15 protein-coding genes and 1 riboswitch are annotated in these 17,990 nt (G+C 67.3%); of the genes, 9 read left to right on the forward strand and 6 right to left on the reverse strand.

Going from position 1 to position 17,990, the window contains the following annotated elements:
- Window positions 1-128: 128 nt before the first annotated feature.
- Together ABZ345_RS20580 and ABZ345_RS20585 are read left to right on the forward strand one after the other, a co-directional pair.
- Window positions 129-1,076, forward strand: coding sequence for an SPFH domain-containing protein (locus ABZ345_RS20580; RefSeq protein WP_359850820.1), 948 nt, complete (start codon window positions 129-131; stop codon window positions 1,074-1,076).
- Entirely contained in the window at window positions 1,073-1,924 is an 852-nt protein-coding gene (locus tag ABZ345_RS20585) for a hypothetical protein (protein ID WP_359850823.1), read from the forward strand. Before ABZ345_RS20580 ends, ABZ345_RS20585 begins: the two co-directional genes overlap by 4 nt.
- On the opposite strand, the gene ABZ345_RS20590 is transcribed toward ABZ345_RS20585, so the two are convergent.
- Window positions 1,856-3,133 (reverse strand): MFS transporter, encoded by a 1,278-nt coding sequence (locus ABZ345_RS20590; protein ID WP_359850825.1) that lies wholly within the window; start codon window positions 3,131-3,133, stop codon window positions 1,856-1,858. The two genes, ABZ345_RS20585 and ABZ345_RS20590, sit on opposite strands and share 69 nt — an antisense overlap.
- Window positions 3,134-3,220: 87 nt before the next feature.
- Between ABZ345_RS20590 and ABZ345_RS20595 the strand changes: the two genes are divergently transcribed.
- Window positions 3,221-4,090, forward strand: coding sequence for an SGNH/GDSL hydrolase family protein (locus ABZ345_RS20595; RefSeq protein ID WP_359850828.1), 870 nt, complete (start codon window positions 3,221-3,223; stop codon window positions 4,088-4,090).
- A gap of 88 nt (window positions 4,091-4,178) precedes the next feature.
- Window positions 4,179-4,562: an SSI family serine proteinase inhibitor gene (locus ABZ345_RS20600; protein ID WP_359850831.1), complete on the forward strand. Its 384-nt coding sequence runs from the start codon at window positions 4,179-4,181 to the stop codon at window positions 4,560-4,562.
- A gap of 59 nt (window positions 4,563-4,621) precedes the next feature.
- Here the strand turns inward: ABZ345_RS20600 and ABZ345_RS20605 are convergent, their stop codons facing one another.
- The gene (locus tag ABZ345_RS20605) at window positions 4,622-6,889 is read right to left on the reverse strand and encodes a Tat pathway signal sequence domain protein (RefSeq protein WP_359850833.1); all 2,268 of its coding nucleotides are present in this window, start codon (window positions 6,887-6,889) and stop codon (window positions 4,622-4,624) included.
- Window positions 6,890-6,996: 107 nt separating this feature from the next.
- Here ABZ345_RS20605 and ABZ345_RS20610 point away from each other — a divergent pair, with 107 nt between their 5' ends.
- Window positions 6,997-8,874, forward strand: a complete 1,878-nt coding sequence (locus ABZ345_RS20610; protein ID WP_359850836.1) for an AarF/UbiB family protein — start codon at window positions 6,997-6,999, stop codon at window positions 8,872-8,874.
- A 48-nt stretch (window positions 8,875-8,922) separates the two neighbouring features.
- Here ABZ345_RS20610 and ABZ345_RS20615 read toward each other — a convergent pair whose 3' ends face one another.
- The gene (locus tag ABZ345_RS20615) at window positions 8,923-9,327 is read right to left on the reverse strand and encodes a hypothetical protein (protein ID WP_359850839.1); all 405 of its coding nucleotides are present in this window, start codon (window positions 9,325-9,327) and stop codon (window positions 8,923-8,925) included.
- A gap of 71 nt (window positions 9,328-9,398) precedes the next feature.
- Here ABZ345_RS20615 and ABZ345_RS20620 point away from each other — a divergent pair, with 71 nt between their 5' ends.
- The 3 genes from ABZ345_RS20620 (at window position 9,399) to ABZ345_RS20630 (ending at window position 12,585) form a co-directional block, all read left to right on the forward strand.
- Entirely contained in the window at window positions 9,399-10,049 is a 651-nt protein-coding gene (locus ABZ345_RS20620; RefSeq protein ID WP_359850842.1) for a VTT domain-containing protein, read from the forward strand.
- A 502-nt stretch (window positions 10,050-10,551) separates the two neighbouring features.
- Window positions 10,552-12,141: a TROVE domain-containing protein gene (locus tag ABZ345_RS20625; RefSeq protein ID WP_359850845.1), complete on the forward strand. Its 1,590-nt coding sequence runs from the start codon at window positions 10,552-10,554 to the stop codon at window positions 12,139-12,141.
- Between the two features lie 87 nt (window positions 12,142-12,228).
- On the forward strand, window positions 12,229-12,585 hold the full coding sequence (locus tag ABZ345_RS20630; protein WP_359850847.1) for a helix-turn-helix domain-containing protein: 357 nt from the start codon (window positions 12,229-12,231) through the stop codon (window positions 12,583-12,585).
- A gap of 3 nt (window positions 12,586-12,588) precedes the next feature.
- Here the strand turns inward: ABZ345_RS20630 and ABZ345_RS20635 are convergent, their stop codons facing one another.
- From ABZ345_RS20635 to gcvH, 3 genes are all read right to left on the reverse strand, one after another.
- Window positions 12,589-13,479, reverse strand: coding sequence for a cytochrome P450 (locus ABZ345_RS20635; RefSeq protein ID WP_359850850.1), 891 nt, complete (start codon window positions 13,477-13,479; stop codon window positions 12,589-12,591).
- Between the two features lie 73 nt (window positions 13,480-13,552).
- Window positions 13,553-14,917 carry an L-serine ammonia-lyase gene (locus tag ABZ345_RS20640; RefSeq protein WP_359850852.1) on the reverse strand — a complete coding sequence of 455 codons (1,365 nt, stop codon included), beginning with the start codon at window positions 14,915-14,917 and terminating at the stop codon, window positions 13,553-13,555.
- A gap of 31 nt (window positions 14,918-14,948) precedes the next feature.
- Entirely contained in the window at window positions 14,949-15,329 is a 381-nt protein-coding gene (gene gcvH / locus ABZ345_RS20645) for a glycine cleavage system protein GcvH (protein ID WP_359850853.1), read from the reverse strand.
- Between the two features lie 62 nt (window positions 15,330-15,391).
- Window positions 15,392-15,484: riboswitch (glycine riboswitch) on the reverse strand.
- 164 nt (window positions 15,485-15,648) lie between these two features.
- Here gcvH and ABZ345_RS20650 point away from each other — a divergent pair.
- On the forward strand, window positions 15,649-17,892 hold the full coding sequence (locus tag ABZ345_RS20650; protein WP_359850856.1) for an alpha-L-fucosidase: 2,244 nt from the start codon (window positions 15,649-15,651) through the stop codon (window positions 17,890-17,892).
- Window positions 17,893-17,990: the final 98 nt, after the last annotated feature.

Below are 17,990 nucleotides of genomic sequence, written 5' to 3' on the forward strand. Positions count from 1 at the left end.
GCGTCCACAACGACGAGGCGGCCACTCCTCGGAAGCCACCCAACGACAAGCAACCATCAGCCACACCTCGTCGCTCCAGGCATCCAGAACATCCCGTCCTGAACATCAACAATCTTATGGAGACGACCATGGCCGACATCAGCAGCTACCCCGGACTCAGGCACCTGCGAGGAGCCCCCACGGTCCACATCAGACACATCAGGAAGGGCAAGGTCGTCCACGAGGGCACAGGCCTGAGCTTCTGGTTCCGCCCCAGAACCGCCGTGCTGAGCGAGGTCCCGGTCGACGACCGCGAGCTCCCCATGCTCTTCCACGCCAGGACCCGGGACTACCAGGACGTCACGGTCCAGCTGACCACCACCTACCGCTGCGCCAACCCGGAGGTGACCACTGCCAGGATCGACTTCTCGATCGACCCCGACACGGGCACCTGGCGCCAGGACCCGCTGAGCCAGATCGCGAACACCCTGACGGAGAGCACCCAGCAGCACGCCCTCAAGATCCTCGGCACGCTGGACCTCGAGACCGCGATCAAGACCGGCGTGGAGAAGGTCAAGCAGGCCGTCGCCGAGAACCTGACCGCCGGCCACATCGGCCTGGAGATCATCGACGTCAGGGTCGTGGCGATCCGGCCGGACGCCGACCTGGAGAAGGCGCTTCAGACCACCGTCCGCGAGAAGGTCCAGCAGGACGCCGACAAGGCCACCTACGAACGCCGAGCCATCGCCGTGGAACGGGAGCGGGCGATCAGCGAGAACGAGCTCCAGAACCAGATCGAGCTGGCCAAGCGCGAAGAACTCCTTGTCGTGCAACGAGGAGCCAACGCCCTCAAGCAGGCGGAGGACCACGCCAGGGCCAGCCGGGTCGCCGACGACGTCAAGGCGGAAGGCATCCGCAAACTCGCGGAAGCTGAGGCTGCAGGCGAGAAGGCACGACTGGACGCCTACAAGGAGGTCCCGCAGGAGATCCTCTACGCGCTGGCCGCCAAGGAGCTCGCGGGCAACCTCCCCGAGATCGGCAGCCTCACGATCACCCCGGACATGATCCAGCCGATCCTGCAGAGACTGGCGCGATGAGCCTCGCCCCGCGAATTGTGCTGGTGCACAGGCGCACCGAGCTGACAGAGTTGCTGGCACGGCATGGCACACGGGGCCAGGTCGAGTTCTTCCTGAAGTCCCGCAACAGAACCCTGGACGAGGTGGTGGACCGTGACCAGCAGGCCCGCAAAGCGTTGGGAGAGGTCGGCGCCGCAATCCCGCTGGACTGGCGCCGCGGCGTTGTCGAGAGGGAAGACCTGTCGCGGTTCCTGTTCGCGCCCGAGGACGTAGTCGTCATCGTCGGGCAGGACGGGCTGGTCGCCAACGTCGCCAAGTACCTCGACGGCCAGCCCGTGATCGGCATCAACCCCGAGCGGGGCGTGCTCGCGAAGCACTCCCCCGCCCAAGCGGCAGAACTCCTGCACAGCACCGGAAACACCGAGGACCGCACGATGGTCGAGGCCAGGACGGACGACGGCCAGACCCTCTACGCTCTCAACGAGATCTACGTCGGCCACCCGAGCCACCAGACCAGCCGGTACCGCGTCCACGGTGAACGCCAGGCGTCGTCCGGCATCCTCGTCGGCAGCGGCACGGGCGCGACGGGCTGGTGCTCGAGTGCCCACCGGGAACGGCAAAGCCGGATACAGCTGCCCGCGCCGACCGAACGAAAACTCGTGTGGTTCGTCAGGGAGGCGTGGCCGTCGCCGAGCACCGGCATCGAGCACACCGAGGGCGAGCTCACCGAACGCCCGCTCGACATCGACGTCGAGTCCGATGGGCTGGTGGCGTTCGGCGACGGCATCGAGAGCGACGCGCTACGCCTCGGCTGGGGTCAGCGGCTGAGCGTCGGACTCGCCTCCCGCCGGCTCCGCCTGGTGTGCTGAGCCGATCGCCAGCAGACAGACGCCGGAGACCACGGCACCCGCGATCAGGTAGACCGCGACGGCCCAGGTTCCGTAACCCAGCAACGAGGTCGCGACGAACGGTGCCAGGCCGCCGCCGAGCACGGCGCCGAGCTGGTAGCTCAACGCCACCCCGCTGTACCGCACCCGCGTGAGGAACAGCTCGGCGAAGTAGGCGGCCATCGGCCCGAACAACGCACCCGAGCCGATGAAGCCGAGCACGATCGCCGCGGTGAACCACTGCGCGTCCATCAACCAGAACATCGGAAACGCGAAGGCTGCCTGGAACACCGCACCGCCGAACATCACGGGCAGCCGCCCGACCCGGTCCGACAGCCAGGCGAACACCGGCAGGGAGACCACCTGTGCGAGCCCTCCGAGCACCTGCGCCACCAGGAGATCGTCCGGAGTCAGCCGCAGCGCCGTGCGGCCGTAGTTGATGGTGAACACCGACAACACGAAGATGAAGATCTGGAAGCCGAGGTTCACGCCCGCGCCGAGCAGCAGCACCCGCCACCTCGTGCGCAGCACCTCGACGAGCGGCGTCCTGGACTTCTCGGTGCGGGTGAAACGCGGGCTCTCGGGCACCCGCAGCCTGATGTAGAGACCGATGCCGACCAGCACGATCGAGAACAGGAACGGCAGCCGCCAGCCCCACGTCAGGAAGCCGGGGCCGGACACCTTCGACGACACGTACATCGCGAGGTTCGCCAGCACCAGACCGATCGGCGACCCGATGAACACCCAGCTGCCGTACCAGCCCAGGCGTCCTGGCGGCGCGTGCTCGACGGCCATCAACGACGCGCCGCCCTGTTCGCCGCCCATGAAGAAGCCCTGCACGATCCGCAGCAACACCAGCAGCACCGGTGCCCAGATGCCGATCGAGGCGTAGGACGGCAGCAGGCCGATCAACGCCGTGGCGAGCCCCGTCACCGAAAGGGTGATCACGAGCATCGCGCGCCGCCCGACCCGGTCGCCGAAGTGGCCGATCACGGCGCCGCCGAGCGGGCGGGCCACGAAACCCGCTCCGAAGGTGGCGAACGCGAGCAGCACGCCGACGCGACTGTCGAACTGCGGGAAGAAGATCTTGTTGAACACCAACGCCGAAGCGGTGCCGTAGAGCAGGAAGTCGTAGAGCTCGATCGTGTTACCGACGGCGGATGCCACAGCTACTTTGCGTACCCCCGTCATCGTTCCAGCTTGGTCGAGGGATTGACACTGCGCAATGGTCCGGTCACCCTTCGTCCTACGTTCCTACTCTTCAGTAACGAGGTAGCAATGACGCGCCGAGTGACTGTTGTTTCCCTGCTCACCGCCCTGATCGCGGCCCTTTTCGTCCCCTCCGCCACGGCCGCGCCGAAGTACCGGAACTACGTTTCACTCGGAGATTCGTTCGTCTCCGGACCGTTCATCCCGCTGCAGCGGCTCGACCCGCTCAGCTGCTTCAAATCCACGCAGAACTACCCGTCGGTCGTCGCCCGCAGGCTCGGCATCGCCCACTTCACCGACATCTCCTGCGGTGGCGCGCAGACCAAGGACATGGCGGGTGTCCAAAGCGGCATCCCGGGTCAGTCGGTGCCGCAGTTCGCCGCGCTCAAGCCCGACACGGACCTCGTCACGGTGTCCATCGGCGGCAACGACATCGGCTTCATGGACATCATCCTGACGTGCGCCGGCAAGAGCCTGCTCGACCCGAACGGCGCACCCTGCAAGGCGAACTACGGCGACACCCTCGCCCAGCGCGTCGACGCCACCGGCGTGAAGTTCGCCGAGGTCCTCAAGGGCATCAAGCAGCGTTCCCCGAAGGCCAAGGTCGTCGTGGTCGGCTACCTGCGGATCCTGCCGCCCTCCGGTGGGTGCTGGCCGGTCGTGCCCATCTCGAGGGGCGACGTGCCGTTCCTCGACAACGTGCAGAAGCAGCTCAACGGAATGCTCGGCGCCCAAGCGAAAGCCGCCGGTGCCACTTTCGTGAACCCCTACGACATCAGCCTCGGTCGCGACACGTGCGCGGCGCCGTGGGACAAGTGGGTCGAAGGAATCATTCCGACCAGTCTCGCGTTCCCGGTTCACCCGAATGCCAATGGCATGGCAGCGGTGGGTGAGCAGGTGGCCGCCGCATTGGGCACGACGGAATCAACGACCACCTAGTTGCACGCAGTAAATGCGATCCACACGATCTGGTGTCATCGGCTGAGTTGACTGGAGATTCGGGTCTTTGCCGCGCCACAGTGAGGGCATGGCAAAGACCCAACTCTTGCTTGTCTGCCTTGCGCTCGCCGCGCCGCTCGTCCCCGCGACGGCGTCCGCCGCACCTCTGCCCGCGACCAGCCTGGTGCTGTCGACGCGGTCGGAGATGGGCATGTACAGCAGCACCACGCAGTTGACCTGCGAACCCGCTGGGGGCCGGCACAAGAAGGCCAAGGAGGCCTGCGCCGATCTCGCCACCGTGGACAGCGACTTCACCAAGCTGGCCGCAAGCGGTGCCATGTGCACCATGGAGCTGAACACGACGAAGGCGACGTTGCGTGGCAAGTGGCGTGGCAAGAAGGTCTTCCACGAAGAGACCTACTCCAACCCGTGCGTGCTGCATGTGAACACCGGCAGCGTGTTCGATTTCTAGACCCGCGTTCGCCGGTGTCCCGCCACACCGCCGTCGCGGCGGGGCACCGGCTGACGCCCTCATCCAGGTAGACCCCATGACGGTGCGGGAGCACCGATCACCGGACCGACCTTCAACTCCGGCTTGTCGCCGCTGCGGTGGATGACCGCTTCCTCACCCCGCCGCAGTTCAATGCGCAGATCTCCGTTGGGCAGCACCGAAAAGCGCTTCGGCCGCCCCCAGCGATCCCGCACGACCGGGTCCTTGATGTCCGTGCGCACGACACAGGGCGCGCCGGCCTCGCTGCGAATCTTGATCCACCGCGTCGCGCCCTTCTGCCGTGAAGCCGACAGCAGGAAAGCGCCCTGGGTCCGGAAGTTGTCCAGGGAGATCTCCGGCCACGGCACCGCCGGGAACACCCGGATCACGCCACCCCAGCTCTGGCACAGCATGTCGTACATGGACTGCACCGCCGACAAGGGCGTTTCGATGACAGGGCCCGACTCCTGGTACATCGTGTTCGGCTTGATGTAGCGGCGCATCAGCTCGCCGAGGTAGAAGTCCGCCTTGTCCCCGCGCAACATCTGCGCGGAGATCGACGCCGCACCCGTGAACGTGTAGCCCTGCAACGCGCCCTCGAAGCTGATCCAGTGGTTCAGCGACGTCTCGATGACCTGGCGCTGCGCCGGGTCCTCCCACGTGACCTCGTACAAGGGATAGATCTGCAGCATGTGCGAGTAGTGCCGGTGCGACTTCGCGAACGGCACCCCGGCGCCGATCATGTACCCGTTGGCGTCCACCGGGTACGGCGTGAGGTTCGCGAGCGTGTCCTGCCACTTCGGGATCAGCGGGTCGTTGACGCGCAACGACTTCGCGGACTCGATCAACGTCCTGCAGCCCCACCGGATCAGGGCGAGGTCGTAGTTGGTGTCCGGCGCGTTGACGCCGTACTCGGGCGAGAACGTGATCGGCAGGTGCCACTTGCCGTCCGAGCCCTTGGTCAGGAAGTGGAAGTAGTAGTTGATGGCCCTGCGCAGCAACGGGAACAGCACGTTGCGCAGCACGCGGTCGTCCATCGTGTGCCGGTAGGTGAGCCAGACGTTGTGCAGCGTCCAGGTCAGGTTGCCGACCTCGGGCGTCGGCACGTCCTTGCCGGGAATGCCGACGCCGTAACCGGAGTTGCCGATGCCGGCGCCGTTGTTGAGCACCGTGTCGGTGGTGCGCGGGATGCCTGCCGAGTCATGGCGGTACTCGGCCGGCACCTGCTCGACGAGCACGTCGCGATACCTGTCGACCGAGTACGTGACAGCGTCGAAGTCGACGTGGTTGGAGCCGTGGATCAGCCAGTACTCCAGCTGCACGTTGAGGTTCCACCACGTGTTGGGCCACGGCGTGTTCTCCAGCCACGGCCCGCAGGTCGCGATCGCGGGCGCCTCTTTCCGTGCCGCGGAGGCGAACTTGTAGAGCTGGATCCAGTAGAACGCCTGCAGCCGCTTGTCCGGAATGGACAGGAAGCTCTTGCGGTAGAAGTCGTGCCACCACAGGCGGTGGTCGACGGCTAGGCCCTCGATCGAGCCGCACCGGACGTTGCCGATCGCCCTGCGCACGGCGGTTTTCGCCGGATGAGACCACGCGACGCTGGTGAACAGGGTGCGCCGGGTGCCACGGGTGACCTCGCGCCACGCCGTCACGTGCTCGCCACCGGCGTTGAGAGGTTGTACGGCCAACTGCACGTCACCGGAGCTGGTGAGCTGCACGGGCGGGTTGTCGGTGAAGCCTGCGGGTGCCGGGCGGTTCCACTTCGGGTCGACCCGCGGGCTGATCGCCTTGAGCGGGTGGAAGACCCACTTGAACGCGCGCTCGTCCTCGCTGGCCTGGACGTCGATGGCGTAGAGGTCGCGCTTGGTGTGGATGAACGCCCTGATCCTCAGGCTGCCCGCGGCGGTGGTGATCGTGCCGGTCAGCTCCGCGTTCCACAGGTCCATGCGCAGGTCGACGCCGGTGATCGCGCCGACGGGTTCGAGGGTGAAGTAGCCGATGGGCAGCCGGGCGAGGCCGAACAGCGCCCCGAACTCCGGCCGGTGGTCCTGCACCTGGGAGTGCTGGACGTTGAATCTGATGGCGTTGGCGTTCGGTTCGGCGTAGATACCGGAACCCAGGAAGCCGTTGCCGAGGTACGGGCCCTCGTACCAGGTCGTCGGCATCTTCTTCCACAGGAGATCCGATGACCCGATGAAGTCACGCCAGTTGAAGTCATCTCCCGCGGACGCGATGTCGGGGAGCAGCACACTGCCCGCTACCCCGGCCAACGCGCCTCCGATCAGCGTGCGCCGGTTCAGTTCGACCACTTTCGGGCACCTCACTTCGATGTGCGGTCAGGTCCACGCGGGCGGCGATTCATCGGATCTTTCGTGACGGCCCAGCCTGAGTCAAGAGGCGCGCCTAGGCTTCGATCATGGGGGACTTCCTGGTCACCGCGATCGGCTTCCCGATCACGTTCCTGCTGCTGGTCATGGGCATGGCCTTGGCCGCGCGCCGAATCCTCGGCCTGCGCATCGGGCTGATCCGCACGGCGCTGGCGTGCCTGCTGGCCATGGCGGTCGCGTCGAGCGCGTTCGGCGAGACGTCCGTCGAGCCGACGGCGGGCCTGGTCACGCTCCAGCTCGGGCTGTCGATCCTCGCGGTGATCGGCCTGCTGGCGTTCGCGGAGATCATCGTGCCGACCGGCTCGATCCCGCCGCCGACGGAGTGGTGGGGCATGCTGCGCCGCCGCATCGCCCGCACGCGCCGCTACTCGCGGATCACCGCGATCGCGTTCCGGCACGGTCTCGGGCCCTACCTGCGCGGCCGTGAGCGATCGTCGGCCGGGCTCGCGAGGTCGTTGCGGCTCGCGTTGCAGGACGGCGGGGTGACGTTCGTGAAGCTCGGGCAGGTGTTGTCGACACGCGCAGACCTGCTGTCCGAGGAGTTCGTCGAGGAGCTCAGCCTGTTGCAGGACAAGGTTCCACCGGCGAAATGGGTGGACGTCCGCGCGGTGCTCGACGACGAGATCGGGCTCGACGCGTTCACGTCGGTCGACGAGACACCGCTGGCCGCCGCGTCGATCGCGCAGGTGCACAAGGCCGTGCTGAAGTCGGGCGCCGAGGTCGTGGTGAAGGTGCAACGGCCGGGCGTGCGGGCGGTGGCCGAGGGCGATCTGGACATCGTTTCCAGGCTCGCGGAGACGTTGCAGCGCACGCGGTGGGGCTCGGCGCTGGGCGTGCGAGACCTGGCGGCGGGGTTCGCGGCGGCGTTGCGGGAGGAGCTCGACTTCAAGGTCGAGGCGCGCAACATCGCGGCTGTGGCGGCAGCTTCCGACTCCTCGGTGACCTTGCCCCACGTCCACCTGTCGACCTCGCGCGTGCTGGTGATGGACCGGCTCGACGGTGTACCGCTCAGGGGTACCGCCGAGAACGAGGGTCTGGCGCGCACGTTGCTGCGGTTCGTGCTGCGGCAGGTGATGCTCGACGGCGTCTTCCACGCGGACCCGCATCCCGGCAACGTGCTGCTGCTCGACGACGGACGGCTGGGCCTGCTGGACTTCGGCTCGGTCGGGCGGATCGACTCGGCGTTGCGCTCGGCGTTGCAACGGCTCCTGCTCGCGATCGACCGCAGCGATCCCGCGAGCCTCACGGACGCGTTGCTGGAGCTGACCTCACGGCCCGAGGACATCGACGAGCAACGGCTGGAGCGCGCGCTCGGCCAGTTCATGGCCCGGCACCTGGGCGCGGGCATGCGGCCGGACGTCGAGATGTTCGGCGACCTGTTCCTGATCGTGTCGCGGTTCGGGCTGCGCGTCCCGCCGGAGATCGCGGCTGTCTTCCGCGCCCTGGCGACGCTGGAAGGCACGCTGGCGGTGCTCTCGCCGGGCTTCAACATCGTGGTGGAGTCGCGGACGTTCGCGGCCGAGCAGATCTCCGAGCGGCTCTCCCCCGAGTCGGTGCAGCGCACGCTGGCTGAGGAACTCCAGTCCGTGCTGCCGATGCTGCGCCGCCTGCCGCGGCGGATCGACCGGATCACCGGGGCGATGGAGCAGGGCCGGCTCAGCATGTCGATGCGCCTGTTCGCCGACGAGCGCGACCGATCGTTCCTGACGGGGCTGCTGCACCAGGTGATGCTGACGGCCCTGGGCGCGACCGCCGGTGTGATGGCGGTGCTGCTGCTCGGTTCGTCCGGTGGGCCGCAGGTCATTCCGGACATCGGGCTGTACCAGGTGTTCGGCTACAACCTGCTGATCATCAGCGTGCTGCTGGGGCTGCGTGTCGTGGTGACGGTGTTCCGGCCACGTCCTTGACGAACTGCCTGCTCAAGACGTGGCGCTGCTGGAACGACACGACAGCACCTAGAACTGCCTGCGGTACACGGACACGTCGTCGCGCCACACGCCGAACGCGTCCGGTGCGGACTGGACGATCGTCATCTCGTTGAGGTTGCCGAGGATCCGCCACGCCCGCGCAACCGCTTGCGAGCCCGCGTAGGCGATGGTGCAGAACATTCGCGGCTCGACGACCGTGCGCACGCGGTCCACGTGACCGACGCTCATCGGCGTGTCCTGCCACAGGTCCAATGTGTACCCGGTGCGGATGGGATCACCCGACCCCAGCACGCCCTCGATGCTGACGACCAGCCTGTCGCCGTCCAGGCGCAGGTCGTAGTGGCCGCTTCTGGGCGGGGTGCCGCCGGTGTACGCGGAACGCGCCGGATCGAGCACCCAGTGGCCGAGAAACGGCACGAGGTCGTCACTCATGTGTGTCTCCTTCACGGAACCTGCGCCACTGGCGGATTGTCCGGCGCATCGAGGTGGGCGACCATCACCCGATGAGTTATGAGACGGGCGTGCGGTGGAAGTGGATACCGTTCGTCGTGCTCGGCTTCGTGCTGCTGAGCTGGATCGTGTTCGAGGCACTCGACCTCATCGACTTCGAAGGAGTCGTGACGTGGGTACGCGGCATCGACCCGCTGTGGGCGGCGGTGGCGATCTTCGCCCTGCTGGTCGTGGACGTGCTGCTGCCCGTGCCGTCCACTCCGCTCATCGTGCTGGCGGGAACGGCACTCGGCCTGCCCTTCGGGCTGGCACTCGCGATCGTCGGGTCCCTGGGTTCCTCTGCCGCAGGATACGCGCTCGGACGCTTTGCCGGTCCGTGGTTGGTTCGCCGCGTTGTAACCATTGAGGAACTAACGGAAATGCGCCGCTGGGGCCGCCAGTTCGGGCCCTGGTTCTTCGGGGTGGCACGCGGCATTCCGATGATGGCCGAAACCGTGTCCGTGTCCGCCGGGGTGTCACGGGTGTCGTTCCGGACCTTCATGTTGTACACGCTCGTCGGCACCGTCCCGATTTGTGCCGCCTACGTGTTCGCGGGCTCACAGGCGGACACCGTCGAGCAGATCGTGATGATCAGCGCGGTCGGTTTCCTGTTGACCGTCGGGCTGTTCTACCTGCTGCGCCGTCTTGTGAAGGCGGCGCCCTAGGAAAATCGCTGGCGCGGTGTGGTTGTATGAGTGTGCGCCCGGTGCGTAGCGGAGGGTTACTTCCGGTGATCACTCAGGTTCAACTCCTGAGGCCGGCCTCGGCCGGTCTCGCTCACTTCGGTGAGCACGTCACCTTCCGCGACTTGATCTCGGGCGCCCCACAACTCCACATCAGCCGGAACTAAATCGCTGGCGCGGTGTGGTTGCATAGATATCGCACCCGGTGCGAAGCAGAGGGTTACTTCCCTTTCACGGAAATGCCCTGACAAGGCATCAAAACCTTCTGCGGATTGATCTCGGGAGCGCACAACTTCACATGTGTCCGGTGCGAAGCAGAGGGTTACTTCCATCTGAAATGGGCGGGTCGCAGGTTCGAATCCTGCCAGCCATTGCGGCTGTAGCTCAGTCTGGCAGAGCAGCTGTGTACCTTCCGCGACCTTGATCTCGGACACGTGTGAGGCTTGTGGGCTCCCCTTTCTTTTGTCCTGAGGGGGAAGAGCCGATGGCGAAGTTCAACATTTTCCGCGCACGTCCGGCGGGCACCAGCCCGGTCGCCACGGCGCCGGCACCGACCGCTCTCACCTACGAGGGCGGCGACGGTTACGCCCGCGACACCAAGTCCGAGCTGTTCCTGCTCGCCGTGTCGAACATGGGCGGCGAGCACACCTTCTACGAGTCCGGCGGTCAGCGCGACACCCGGTTCGCGAGCCTCGTCCACAAGGCCGCACTCACGGATCCCGAGTGGACCGCGCGCCTGCTGAAGTGGCTGCGCGGCGAGGCGAACATGCGCACCGCGTCACTCGTCGGCGCGGCCGAGTTCGTGCTCGCGCGGCTCCTCGACCCCTCGGACGCGGGCGTGACCAACCGTGCCGTGATCGACTCCGTGCTGCTGCGCGCCGACGAGCCGGGCGAACTGCTCGCCTACTGGACCGGCACGAACGGCCGGCGCGTGCCGAAGCCGGTCAAGCGCGGTATCGCCGACGCCGTCAAGCGGCTCTACGACGAGCGCGCCGTCCTCAAGTGGGACAGCGACGCCCGCGGCTTCCGCATGGCCGACGTGCTGAACCTCGTGCACCCCTCGCCCGCCGCCGACTGGCAGGGCGCGCTGTTCGGGTACTTGCTGGACCGGCGCCGTGACGGTGACGTCGCGGTTCCGGAGCAGCTGCGCGTGGTCGCGGCACGTCGTGAGCTCATGGCGTGGCCGGTCGAGCAGCGGCGGGCGCTCTTCGAGCGTCCGGACGCGGTGGACGTGCTCCGGCGCGCCGGGATGACGTGGGAGGCCGTGGCCGGGTGGCTGCAGGGTCCGCTGACTCGCGAGGTGTGGGAGGCGCTCGCGCCGTCGATGGGGTACATGGCGCTTCTCCGCAACCTCAGGAACTTCGACGAGGCCGGGATGTCCGACGACGTCGCGGCGGCTGTCGCGGCACGGCTGGCCGACCCCGGCCAGGTCGCACGCTCGCGGCAGTTCCCGTTCCGGTTCCTGTCGGCGTACGAGGCGGCGCCGAGCCTGCGCTGGGGCCACGCCCTGGACCAGGCGTTGCAGGCGTCGCTGCGCAACCTGCCCGCACTGCCGGGCCGGTCGCTGATCCTCGTCGACACCTCGGCGTCGATGACCCACGGCACGATCTCGGCGAAGTCGAAGGTCACCCCGGCCAAGGCCGCGGCGGTGTTCGGCGTCGCACTGGGAGCCAAGGGTGAGCAGGTCGACGTGGTCGGCTTCGCGGACGGCACGTTCCGGCACGACATCGCGTGCGGGGCGTCCGTGATCCGCACGGTCGACCAGTTCCTGAAGCGGATCGGCGAGGTCGGGCACGGCACCGACATCGCCGGGTCGCTGCAGCGCAGCTACCGGGGTCACGATCGCGTGTTCATCGTCTCGGACATGCAGACGATGGGCGGCCACTGGGGCCAGGGCGTCTCGGAGGCCGTGCCGCGGCACGTACCGATCTACGGCTTCAACCTGGGCGGGTACCAGAACGCGGCGTACGCGACCGGCAAGGCCAACAGGCACGAGTTCGGCGGCCTGACGGACGCGACCTTCCGGATGGTTCCGCTGCTCGAAGCAGGTCAGAACGCCGACTGGCCGTTCTGAGTGAGGGCCCGCACACATCCCGTGTGCGGGCCCTCAAAACCTCACACTTTCTTTTCGTAAGCGCTGCTACCAGGTATCCTGGGCCGCATGGAGTACAACGTGTTCGCCAAGGCGTGCCCGTCACGTCCGACGCTGGAGCACGTGACCGGCAAGTGGGGCAGCCTCACGATGAGCGCGCTCCTCAACGGTCCGCTGCGGTTCAACGAGCTGCGCCGCCGGGTCGACGGGGTCAGCGAGAAGATGCTGTCCCAGACGCTGCACGCGCTGGAGCGGGACGGGCTGGTGCACCGCGACGCGCAGCCGACGAACCCGCCGCGCGTCGACTACAGCCTCACGCCGCTCGGCCGCGAGACGGCGGAGCGGTTGCTGTCGCTGATCCTCCTGCTCGAGGCGCGCATGCCGGACGTGCTCGAGGCGCAGCGCGCGTACGACGCCCGCAACTAGGGCTCACCACTCCACGATCAAACCGGCCGGCACGCGGGTGCGCAGGTCCGGCCGGAACGTGACCTCCTGGCCCGGCGCGAGCCGCAGTCCCGGCAACCGGGACGACAGTTGCTCCAGGGCCACGCGGGTTTGCATCCGGGCGAGGGGCGCGCCGACGCAGAAGTGCGCACCGGCCCCCAGCGACAGGTGGACCGTCGGCATCTGCCGGGACGGGTCGAACGACTCCGGGCAGTGGTAGACGGCCTCGTCGCGGTTCGCCGCCGCCAGCAGCAACTGCACCTGAGCCCCCGCCGGTACCGGATGTCCCCCGATCTCCGCGTTCTCGGTGGCGTAACGGAAAAGGCTCACGATCGGGCCTTCGTAGCGCAGCAGCTCCTCGATGACGGACGGGATCGTGGCGGGATCGTCGACGATGCCGATCCAGGGCTCGCGACGGCCGGCGAGCAGCGAGCGCATGCCGAGCGCCAGCACGTTGACCGTCATGTCGAAGTCCGCCAGCGGTTTCTGCTCTTCCGGTGACAGGGTTCCGATCGCGAGGCGCATCACCATCGCGGGGAACGGGTCGGCGAACAGCTGCACGAAGTCGCCGTAGCCGAGGCCGGGGAAGCCGTCGATGAGCCGGTCGGCGTAGTCGCGGACCAGCGGTTCCAGCTCGGTCATGCGGCGGGGCGAGAAGGTGGCCTGAAGTGCTTTGCGCACCTGGGGATCGAGGTTGTGGGACCGCGCGACGAAGCTCGGATCTCTCAGCACTTCCACGACGTTCTCGTACCGGCTGACGACCCAGTAGCCGTTCTCCTCGCTGAAGAACACCGGTTCGGACGCTCTCAGGTGCACGAAGAGCGGGTACGGGTTCGCGAGGTGCAGCGAGTTCAGCGGATCGTAGGCGATGGCCACAAAGTCCGAGTGTGACACCGGGCGGACGTCTCGAAAGTACCCATGGGGCAATTGAGACGTACGCCCGGTTCGACTAACACTCGATGACGTTCACGGCAAGGCCGCCGCGCGCGGTCTCCTTGTACTTCACCGACATGTCCTTGCCGGTGTCGCGCATGGTCTTGATGACCTTGTCCAGCGACACGAAGTGCGAGCCGTCGCCGCGCAACGCCATGCGCACCGCGGTGATCGCCTTGATCGACGCGACGGCGTTGCGTTCGATGCACGGGATCTGCACCAGGCCGCCGATCGGGTCGCAGGTGAGGCCCAGGTTGTGCTCCATGGCGATCTCGGCCGCGTTCTCGACCTGTTCCGGGGTGCCGCCGAGGACCTCGGCGAGACCGCCGGCGGCCATCGAACACGCCGAGCCGACCTCGCCCTGGCAGCCGACCTCGGCACCGGAGATCGAGGCGTTCTCCTTGAACAGCACGCCGATCGCGGCCGCCGTGAGCAGGAACCTGACGACGCCGTCGTCGTTGGCTCCCGGCACGAACCTCGTGTAGTAGTGCAGGACCGCGGGCACGATGCCGGCCGCGCCGTTGGTCGGTGCGGTGACGACACGGCCGCCCGCCGCGTTCTCCTCGTTGACCGCCAACGCGAAGAGCGTCACCCAGTCCATGACCCGCAACGGGTCCGTGACGAAGTGCTCGCCCTCCAGACGCTTGCGCATCTCGGCGGCGCGACGGCGGACCTTGAGGCCGCCGGGCAGGACGCCGTGCTCGGTGCAGCCGCGCTCGACGCACTCCTGCATCACGTGCCAGATGTGCAGAAGTCCTTGGCGGATCTCGTCTTCGGTCCGCCACGACAGCTCGTTGGCCATCATGATCTCGCTGATCGACATGCCCGTCTCCCGGCACCGCGCGAGCAGCTGGTCGCCGGTCAGGAACGGGTGCGGCAGCGGGGTGGTGTCCGGCTTGATCCGGTCCGTGCCCGAAGCGTTCTCGTCGACGACGAAGCCGCCGCCGATCGAGTAGTAGACGGCGTGCTCGACGGACTCGTCACCCTTGTACGCCTCGAAGCTCATCCCGTTGGGGTGCAACGGAAGCGACTTGCGGCGGTGCATGACGAGGTCGCGGTCGTGCACGAAGTCGATCTCGTGCGCACCGCCGAGCTTCAGGCGTCGGCCGGTGACGATCTCCTCGACACGGGCGGCCGCGATCGTTGGGTCGACTTCCTCGGGGAGGTTGCCTTCGAGGCCCAGGAACACGGCCTTGGGGCTGCCGTGGCCGTGCCCGGTCGCACCGAGCGAGCCGAAGAGCTCGACGTGCACGCGGTCCACTTCGGACACCCGTGCCCCGAGCTTCTCGACGAACATCGCAGCGGCGCGCATCGGACCGACCGTGTGGGAGCTGGACGGTCCGATGCCGACGGAGAAGAGGTCGAAAACGCTGATCGCCACTGATCAGTCCTTCGCGGTGGGGTTCGGCACGTCAGTCTGTGGTGAGCTCGGCGTACTTGGCCGCCGTGAGCAGGTTCTCCGCGGACTCGACCCGCACCCTGAACAGCCAGCCGGCGCCGTACGGGTCGTTGTTGATGACGGCCGGGTCGTCCACGACCGCGCCGTTGACCTCGATCACCTCGCCGGTCACCGGGGAGAACAGGTCGCTGACCGACTTGGTGGACTCGAGCTCGCCGCAGACGGCGTTCGAGACGACCTTGGCGCCGACCTCGGGAAGCTGGACGAAGACGATGTCACCGAGGGCGTCCGCGGCGTAGGAGGTGATTCCGCAGGTCAGCGGGTCCTGGGTACCCGGCGTCCAGTCGACCCACTCGTGCTCGACGGTGTAGAGCAGGTTCTCGGGGAACTCCACGGCGACTCCTCTGGCTGGGACGGCTCGGTCAGGTGACTACCCCCTCCGCCGTGCAGAGTTGCCTACCCCGAGCGGTCTTGCTGCCTGAGAGTGTGCGGGAGCTTGCCCCTTCGGCGCCTCGACTGCTTCGTCGAGGTCTCTCCCGCTCGGGTTTCGGTGCCGCCCTGGTTGGACCAGAGGACACCACGGCCGATGTTCAGTTTTGAGTCCTTCGAGACCAGGCGAACGCTATGTGCGTCCCCCGCCAAGTGTCAACGCGAGATGGTTGACATCGGCGAGAGCGCTGCCATGGTGTGGTGAGGCAGACATCGGAGGTCTCATGAGGAAAGCGTTCATCGCCGCGCTGCTCGCCTCGCTGGTCCTTACCCCTGTCCCCGCTGCATCGGCTGCGGAGGCACCAGCTCCGATCACAGTTCCCCTCACCCAGTACTTCGACAACGACGGCATCGACACCGCGTCGGACCGGACCGGCAACTTCGACGGTTCCGGCTACGCGTTCCCTGCGGAGGGGCTGCCGTCCGGGCAGGTCAACGCCGATGGAGTGCCGTACCTCTTCCCGGGAAATTCACAGGCCAAGAACAACAACGCGGTCGCGCTGGGGCAGCGGATCGACCTGCCGCACGGGCGCTACCTGACTCTGCACTTCCTCGTGGCGTCCTCGTACGGGGCGGCCGGCGGGACCGCCACCGTGCACTACGCGGACGGATCGACCACGACAGGTGCCGTGAGCGGACCGGACTGGTACGCGGGCAGTGGTCCGATCTCCGCGCCGTTCCGCTACTCGCCCGGTGGCACCGACCAGCACCCCGTGTCGATCGGGACCTCCCAGGTCTGGGCGGATCCTCAGAAGGAGGCGGTCGGGGTCACGCTGCCGGTCACGAACCCGGCGGTGGAGGGCAAGTCCTCGCTGCACGTGTTCGCGCTGTCGTTGCAGCCGGTGGCCAAGGGCTCGGTGCTCGCGGTCCGTGCCGCGCGCAGCACGACCAAGCTGCCCCGGCTGGGCGGGCAGACCGTCGAGGCCACCGTCGTGAACCTCGGCGACCAGTGGGTCTCGAACATCTGGGTGCGCGCCGAGGGGCTGGGTCTGGTGACGCTGCAGCCGGCGCTGGTGAAGCGGCTCGCGCCCGGTGAGGAAGCTCGCGTGCGGATCGGCATCCACGCGTACCGGACCGGCACGTTCGACGGGAAGGTCGTCGCTTCCTCCGCGAAGGCCTCGGCGTCGCAGAACGCCAGGTTCACGCTGGGTGTCGCGGACTACCAGGCGAACGACGCCTCGCTGGCCGCCCACGAGTCGCCGTACTGGTTCGACGACGCCAAGTTCGGGATCTTCATCCACTGGGGGCTCTACTCGGTGCCCGCCTGGTCGCCGCCCGGTGAGCAGTACGCGGAGTGGTACTGGCAGTGGATGCAGGACCCGAACAACGCGGTGAACGCCTACCACGCGGCGACGTACGGGAAGGACTTCTCGTACGACCAGTTCATCCAGCAGTTCACGGCCTCGAAGTTCGACCCTCGCGAGTGGGTGAAGCTCTTCGAAGAGGCCGGCGCGAAGTACTACGTGCTGACCTCCAAGCACCACGAGGGTTTCGCGTTGTGGGACTCGAAGGTGTCCGGCCGCGACTCCGTTGATCTCGGTCCTCGTCGCGACCTGGTGAAGGAACTGTTCGACGCGTCGCGGAAGTACACGCCTGGCCTGAAGAACGGGCTCTACTTCTCGATGCCGGAGTGGTTCAACCCGGACAGCCCGTGGACCGGTCACGCTCCGCGGAACCCGTACACGGGCGCTGCCGAGCCCTACACCGGCTATCAGGCCGGGCGCGACTTCGTGAAGGACTACCAGGGGCCGCAGATGACCGAACTGGTCGACGGGTACGACCCCGACGTCATCTGGTGCGACATCGGTGGTGCGAACGACTCGCGGCGCGTGATGGCGGACTACTTCAACAAGGCCAAGAACCGGGCCGTGCCCAAGGACGTGACGGTCGACGACCGGTGCGGCATCCCGACCCACGACTACACGACGCCGGAGTACGCGACGTACCCGAACACCGTGGTGAAGAAGTGGGAGGCCTCGCGCGGCCTGGACCCGCGTTCGTACGGGTGGAACCGGGCGACGCCGGACTCGATGTACATGACCGCGGACGAGGTGATCCACACGCTCGTCGACACGACGTCCAAGAACGGCAACTTCCTGCTGGACATCGGCCCGCGCGCGGACGGCTCGATCCCCGAGATCATGCAGCAGCGACTGCGTGAGACGGGGGCGTGGCTGCGCACCAACGGCGAGTCGATCTACGGCACGACGTACTGGTCGCGGATGGCTCAGCAAGGTGACCTGCGGTTCACGGTGAAGCCGAACGAAGCGTTCTACATCACCTCGTTGGTCCAGCCGGGGTCACAGCTCGTGGTCGACGCTCCAGTGCCGCTCAAGGACGGCGACAAGATCACGTTGCTGGGTCATGACAGGCCCCTGAAATGGACCCGATCGGGTGGAAAACTGGTGGTCGACGTGCCACAGGGCGTTGGCCGGCACGCATGGGTGTTCAAGGCCGCTTTGTCCTAGCAGAACAACCGGACAGTGACCGGATAGTGCGATCCGCACGGTGACATGACCTTCCGACTGCCTCACATTGTGAGACAGAGGCCAGCCCGAACGGAGGA

Origin of the sequence: Lentzea sp. NPDC005914 (assembly GCF_040629405.1) — a bacterium.
In the GTDB taxonomy this organism is placed as follows: domain Bacteria; phylum Actinomycetota; class Actinomycetes; order Mycobacteriales; family Pseudonocardiaceae; genus Lentzea.

Bases quoted from the DNA above. Each gene is read 5' to 3' on its own strand.
- ABZ345_RS20580 (WP_359850820.1), top strand. From the start codon at position 129: ATGGCCGACATCAGCAGCTACCCCGGACTCAGGCACCTGCGAGGAGCC.
- ABZ345_RS20585 (WP_359850823.1), top strand. From the start codon at position 1,073: ATGAGCCTCGCCCCGCGAATTGTGCTGGTGCACAGGCGCACCGAGCTG.
- ABZ345_RS20590 (WP_359850825.1), bottom strand. From the start codon at position 3,133: ATGACGGGGGTACGCAAAGTAGCTGTGGCATCCGCCGTCGGTAACACG.
- ABZ345_RS20595 (WP_359850828.1), top strand. From the start codon at position 3,221: ATGACGCGCCGAGTGACTGTTGTTTCCCTGCTCACCGCCCTGATCGCG.
- ABZ345_RS20600 (WP_359850831.1), top strand. From the start codon at position 4,179: ATGGCAAAGACCCAACTCTTGCTTGTCTGCCTTGCGCTCGCCGCGCCG.
- ABZ345_RS20610 (WP_359850836.1), top strand. From the start codon at position 6,997: ATGGGGGACTTCCTGGTCACCGCGATCGGCTTCCCGATCACGTTCCTG.
- ABZ345_RS20615 (WP_359850839.1), bottom strand. From the start codon at position 9,327: ATGAGTGACGACCTCGTGCCGTTTCTCGGCCACTGGGTGCTCGATCCG.
- ABZ345_RS20620 (WP_359850842.1), top strand. From the start codon at position 9,399: ATGAGTTATGAGACGGGCGTGCGGTGGAAGTGGATACCGTTCGTCGTG.
- ABZ345_RS20625 (WP_359850845.1), top strand. From the start codon at position 10,552: ATGGCGAAGTTCAACATTTTCCGCGCACGTCCGGCGGGCACCAGCCCG.
- ABZ345_RS20630 (WP_359850847.1), top strand. From the start codon at position 12,229: ATGGAGTACAACGTGTTCGCCAAGGCGTGCCCGTCACGTCCGACGCTG.
- ABZ345_RS20650 (WP_359850856.1), top strand. From the start codon at position 15,649: ATGAGGAAAGCGTTCATCGCCGCGCTGCTCGCCTCGCTGGTCCTTACC.